Raw genomic sequence first — 4,546 nt, 5'->3', positions numbered from 1 at the left:
CTGTTGGTATTGATCCTGATTTTCCGTCCTCAAGGCCTGTTGGGTCGCCCACTCGTGGCGAAGGTATAAGTATGTCCGCAGCCAATAAAAAACCTATCGATATCAAGAAAAGCCTGGTCGACACCGTTCTTGCCGGTCTCATGTCCCTGATCGTATTTGGTCCCGTCGTGGGTGTGGTGCTCGACGGCTACGGCTTTAACCTGCAGCCGGCACGCCTGGCCTGGATGGTCGGTGCGGTGATGGTCGGCCGTCTGTTCTTGAGCCTGTTCATGCAGACCGAGAGAGGCGTGAAGATTCAGAGCAGTTTCGAGACCACAGGTTCGGGTGTGCACGTATTGCCACCGAACTACAAATCGCGCCTGCGCTACATCATCCCGTTCTTCATCGTGGTCGCCCTGATATTTCCAGTGTTCGCCGACCAGTACGTGTTAACGGTCGTGATCCTCGGTCTGATCTACGTGTTGTTGGGCCTGGGCTTGAACATTGTGGTGGGCCTGGCCGGTCTGCTCGACTTGGGTTACGTGGCGTTCTACGCCATTGGCGCCTATGGTCTGGCGCTGGGTTATCACTACCTGGGCCTCGGCTTCTGGACAGTGTTGCCCCTGTCGGCGCTACTGGCTGCGCTGGCCGGCTGCATCCTGGGCTTCCCGGTTCTACGCATGCACGGTGATTACCTGGCTATCGTGACCCTGGGCTTCGGTGAAATCATTCGCCTGATCCTGACCAACTGGCTGTCCTTCACCGGCGGACCTAACGGCATGCCAGTGCCGGCCCCAACCTTTTTCGGGATCGAGTTCGGCCGTTTCGCCCGCGATGGCGGCACGCCGATTCACCAGTTGCTGGGCATCGATTACAATCCGACCTTCAAGTACATGTTCATCTATGCCGTGCTGTTCGTGGTGGTGCTGCTGGTGCTGTACGTCAAGCATCGCTTGACCCGCATGCCGGTCGGCCGCGCCTGGGAAGCCTTGCGTGAAGATGAAATCGCCTGCCGCGCCATGGGCTTGAACCACGTATTGGTCAAACTTTCGGCCTTTACCCTGGGGGCTTCGACTGCCGGTCTGGCCGGGGTGTTCTTCGGTACCTACCAAGGCTTCGTCAACCCGACGTCATTCACCTTCTATGAATCGGCACTGATCCTGGCAATCGTCGTTCTGGGCGGTATGGGGTCGACGGTCGGCGTGGTGATTGCCGCCTTTGTATTGACCGTAACGCCGGAACTGCTGCGCAGCTTCGCCGAATACCGGGTATTGCTGTTTGGCATCCTGATGGTGGTGATGATGATCTGGAAACCGCGCGGCCTGATTCGGATCAGCCGTACCGGTGTGCTTCCGCGTAAAGGAGTGGCGCCATGAATAATGAAGTCATTCTCTCGGTCGAGAACCTGATGATGCACTTTGGCGGCATCAAGGCCCTCAGTGACGTCAGCCTGCAGATCAAACGCAACTCGATTTCAGCGCTGATCGGCCCTAACGGCGCTGGCAAGACCACCGTGTTCAACTGCCTGACCGGCTTCTACAAAGCCACAGGCGGTCGCATCCAGCTCAACAGCCGCGGCACCAGCACCAACGTTATCCAGTTGTTGGGTGAGTCGTTCAAGGTCAGCGACTTCGTGTCGCCAAAAAGCTTCGGCTCCCGCCTGTTCTATAAAATGTTCGGCGGCACGCACTTGGTGAACCGCGCCGGTCTGGCGCGGACCTTCCAGAACATTCGCCTGTTCAAGGAAATGTCGGTTATCGAGAACCTGTTGGTGGCCCAGCACATGTGGGTCAACCGCAGCATGATCGCCGGGATCCTCAACACCAAAGCTTATCGCAAGGCGGAAAGCGACGCGCTGGATCATGCGTTCTATTGGCTGGAAGTGGTGAACCTGGTGGACTGCGCCAACCGCCTCGCCGGTGAACTGTCCTACGGTCAACAACGCCGTCTGGAGATCGCCCGGGCCATGTGCACGCGGCCGCAGATCATCTGCCTCGATGAACCGGCAGCGGGCCTCAACCCACAGGAAACCGAAGCACTGAGCGGCATGATCCGCCTGCTGCGCGACGAGCACGACATGACGGTGGTGCTGATCGAGCACGACATGGGCATGGTCATGAGTATTTCCGACTACATCGTGGTGCTTGACCACGGCAACGTGATTGCGGAAGGCGGCCCGGAACAGATTCGCAACGATCCAAAAGTGATCGCCGCTTACCTGGGCGCTGATGAAGAGGAGTTGGTATGAGCGTACCCATCCTCGAATTGAAAAATATCGATGTGTTTTACGGGCCGATCCAGGCCTTGAAAAAAGTATCGTTGCACATCAACGAAGGCGAAACCGTCAGCCTGATCGGCTCCAACGGCGCGGGTAAATCCACGTTGCTGATGTCGATCTTCGGTCAGCCACGGGCCAGCGGTGGGCAGATCATCTACCAGGGTGTCGACATCACCCAGAAGACCTCCCACTACATCGCGTCCCACGGCATTGCTCAGTCGCCGGAAGGGCGGCGGGTGTTTCCGGACATGAGCGTCGAGGAAAATCTGCTGATGGGCACCATTCCCATCGGTGACAAATTTGCCTCGGAAGACATGCAACGCATGTTCGAACTGTTTCCACGGCTTAAAGAACGTCGCAATCAGCGCGCCATGACCATGTCCGGTGGCGAGCAGCAGATGCTGGCCATCGCCCGTGCACTCATGAGTCGTCCCAAGCTGCTGCTGCTGGATGAGCCGTCGCTGGGTCTGGCGCCGATCATCGTCAAGCAGATATTCGCTACCTTGCGCGAATTGGCGGCGTCTGGCATGACGATTTTCCTCGTCGAGCAGAACGCCAACCACGCACTGCGGCTATCGGATCGGGCTTATGTAATGGTCAATGGCGAGATTCGCCTGACTGGCACCGGGAAAGAATTGTTGAGCAATGACGAGGTCAGAAACGCCTACCTTGGCGGTCACTGATCCCTGCTTCCTTAGATTAAAAATACGCGACGCGCCTTGGGATTTATGCCCTCGGCGCGTTTTTTTTGAATTGTGGAAAACATTTTTGGCAAGCTCTTAAACTGCGGCATAAAGGCGCTGCAAATAGTTGTTTTGTCACGGTTTTGACTTGTCCAAGATTGCTGTGGAGGTAGCTGTGGGTAACATGGGAGTAGCTGGCTGTAGCCCTTGATATACGTGGCTTACAGCGTCCTGGTTGTTTTTTGATCAGTGTTTATTCAGTGACCTTCAATGCGTTCTGTCAATGATTTTCTGGCTGGTCGTTCATACAGTCTTTCTGTCCACCGTTCCTGTGGATAAGTCGGTGGACAAGCACTGGAAAGGTCGTGCTGAGGGCCGTAGTTACTGGCATGGAGCCTTCACGTGGTTTTTCGATTGTCGGCGGCGTTTTTGACCTCGGCAGGTGTGATGCTCGGGGTCAAGCAAAAAACCCTTTGAAATCCGCAGGAGGCTGGAAATGACCGGGCTGGCAGCCATTTGCAGTTGCCCCCAAAAAATGTGTGTGGCGCTGTGGATAAGGTGGGTAAAACTCAATGCAGCCCAGGCGGGCTGCGGTCTCATGCCAGTAGAGTGTTTTTCGTACAGCAGGCAGGGGCGCAAAGTCGATTCATCCTACGCTTGCTGGTCACCTGCCTGGCCGGGCATCCTTGCGGTCTATTGCCCTTATCGAAATCATGGCTGCGTTGCGTGCGAGCCAAATCAGGAGAAAGAAATGACGTCCACCGTATTCATTACCGGTGCTACATCCGGCTTTGGCGAAGCATGTGCGCGTAAGTTTGCCGAGGCGGGTTGGTCGCTTGTGCTGACAGGACGTCGTGAAGAGCGCCTGAATGCGCTGTGCGCCGAATTGTCGACACAGACCAAGGTCCATGGCCTGGTGGTGGACGTGCGCGACCGTGCGGCCATGGAGACCGCCATTGCTGGTTTGCCGGCAGAGTTCGCGACCATTCGTGGGTTGATCAACAACGCCGGTCTGGCTTTGGGTGTTGATCCTGCGCCGAAATGCGATCTGGACGATTGGGACACCATGGTCGACACCAACGTCAAAGGCTTGATGTACACCACCCGTTTGCTGCTGCCGCGCCTGATCGCCCATGGCCGTGGCGCTTCCATCATCAACCTCGGTTCGATCGCCGGTAATTACGCCTATCCGGGCAGCCACGTGTACGGGGCCACCAAGGCGTTCGTAAAGCAGTTCTCGTTGAACCTGCGTTGCGATCTGATTGGTACCGGCGTGCGGGTAACCACGCTTGAGCCAGGCCTGTGCGAAAGCGAGTTCTCTCTGGTGCGTTTCGCCGGTGACCAAGAGCGCTATGACGCGACCTACGCTGGCGCTGAGGCGATTCAACCGCAAGACATCGCTGATACCATTTTTTGGCTGATGAACACCCCTGCGCACGTCAACGTCAACAGCCTGGAATTGATGCCGGTGAGCCAGACGTGGGCTGGTTTTGCGATTGACCGTACTCGCGGCTGAAACAGCTAAACCGCGCCGCCTGCTTCCCGAATAAATCGGTCCTACAGGGTCTGGATTGTAAAAAAATTCACCGGTAGGAGCTGCCGAAGG

The 4,546-nt window shown here is 56.8% G+C and carries 5 protein-coding genes; all 5 read left to right on the top strand.

The window, feature by feature from the left end; all coding sequences use genetic code 11:
- Window positions 1-69 (top strand): hypothetical protein (locus tag JWR17_RS14385; RefSeq protein WP_299832574.1); only part of this gene is annotated, 69 nt, incomplete at its 5' end.
- 2 nt (window positions 70-71) lie between these two features.
- Window positions 72-1,355, top strand: coding sequence for a high-affinity branched-chain amino acid ABC transporter permease LivM (livM, locus tag JWR17_RS14380; protein WP_299832572.1), 1,284 nt, complete (start codon window positions 72-74; stop codon window positions 1,353-1,355).
- Window positions 1,352-2,227: an ATP-binding cassette domain-containing protein gene (locus JWR17_RS14375; RefSeq protein ID WP_299832570.1), complete on the top strand. Its 876-nt coding sequence runs from the start codon at window positions 1,352-1,354 to the stop codon at window positions 2,225-2,227. Before livM ends, JWR17_RS14375 begins: the two co-directional genes overlap by 4 nt.
- Window positions 2,224-2,940: an ABC transporter ATP-binding protein gene (locus tag JWR17_RS14370; protein WP_299832568.1), complete on the top strand. Its 717-nt coding sequence runs from the start codon at window positions 2,224-2,226 to the stop codon at window positions 2,938-2,940. The genes JWR17_RS14375 and JWR17_RS14370 overlap by 4 nt, the downstream gene beginning before the upstream one ends.
- A 751-nt stretch (window positions 2,941-3,691) precedes the next feature.
- Window positions 3,692-4,456 carry an SDR family oxidoreductase gene (locus JWR17_RS14365; protein WP_299832566.1) on the top strand — a complete coding sequence of 255 codons (765 nt, stop codon included), beginning with the start codon at window positions 3,692-3,694 and terminating at the stop codon, window positions 4,454-4,456.
- Window positions 4,457-4,546 lie beyond the last annotated feature (90 nt).

The organism is Pseudomonas sp., assembly GCF_028293835.1.
GTDB lineage: Bacteria > Pseudomonadota > Gammaproteobacteria > Pseudomonadales > Pseudomonadaceae > Aquipseudomonas.
This window is presented reverse-complemented; position numbering and strand designations above follow the sequence as displayed.